The organism is Streptomyces griseicoloratus, assembly GCF_014534645.1.
GTDB lineage: Bacteria > Actinomycetota > Actinomycetes > Streptomycetales > Streptomycetaceae > Streptomyces > Streptomyces griseicoloratus.
The window spans coordinates 1-1,276 of sequence record NZ_JACVQF010000060.1; the positions used below are offsets into that span (position 1 = coordinate 1).

Genomic DNA, 1,276 nt, shown 5'->3' on the forward strand with positions numbered 1-1,276 from the left:
CGGCGCGGAATCACTAGACCAGTGAGCTATTACGCACTCTTTCAAGGGTGGCTGCTTCTAAGCCAACCTCCTGGTTGTCTCTGCGACTCCACATCCTTTCCCACTTAGCGTACGCTTAGGGGCCTTAGTCGATGCTCTGGGCTGTTTCCCTCTCGACCATGGAGCTTATCCCCCACAGTCTCACTGCCGCGCTCTCACTTACCGGCATTCGGAGTTTGGCTAAGGTCAGTAACCCGGTAGGGCCCATCGCCTATCCAGTGCTCTACCTCCGGCAAGAAACACACGACGCTGCACCTAAATGCATTTCGGGGAGAACCAGCTATCACGGAGTTTGATTGGCCTTTCACCCCTAACCACAGGTCATCCCCCAGGTTTTCAACCCTGGTGGGTTCGGTCCTCCACGAAGTCTTACCTCCGCTTCAACCTGCCCATGGCTAGATCACTCCGCTTCGGGTCTTGAGCGTGCTACTCAAACGCCCTATTCGGACTCGCTTTCGCTACGGCTACCCCACCCGGGTTAACCTCGCAACACACCGCAAACTCGCAGGCTCATTCTTCAAAAGGCACGCAGTCACGACGCAAGGACAAGTCCTTGCGCGACGCTCCCACGGCTTGTAGGCACACGGTTTCAGGTACTATTTCACTCCCCTCCCGGGGTACTTTTCACCATTCCCTCACGGTACTATCCGCTATCGGTCACCAGGGAATATTTAGGCTTAGCGGGTGGTCCCGCCAGATTCACACGGGATTTCTCGGGCCCCGTGCTACTTGGGTGTCTCTCAAGCAAGCCGCTGACATTTCGACTACGGGGGTCTTACCCTCTACGCCGGACCTTTCGCATGTCCTTCGTCTACATCAACGGTTTCTGACTCGCCCTACGGCCGGCAGACCGTAGAAGAGAGATCCCACAACCCCCACGACGCAACCCCTGCCGGGTCTCACACGTCGTAGGTTTGGCCTCATCCGGTTTCGCTCGCCACTACTCCCGGAATCACGGTTGTTTTCTCTTCCTGCGGGTACTGAGATGTTTCACTTCCCCGCGTTCCCTCCACACTGCCTATGTGTTCAGCAGCGGGTGACAGCCCATGACGACTGCCGGGTTTCCCCATTCGGACACCCCCGGATCAAAGCCTGGTTGACGACTCCCCGGGGCCTATCGCGGCCTCCCACGTCCTTCATCGGTTCCTGGTGCCAAGGCATCCACCGTGCGCCCTTAAAAACTTGGCCACAGATGCTCGCGTCCACTGTGCAGTTCTCAAACAACGACCAACCACCC

The 1,276-nt window shown here is 57.6% G+C and carries 1 rRNA gene; it reads right to left on the reverse strand.

The features are described from left to right. Positions 1-1,227, reverse strand: a 23S ribosomal RNA gene (locus tag H0H10_RS02205); the annotation flags it as partial. Positions 1,228-1,276: the final 49 nt, after the last annotated feature.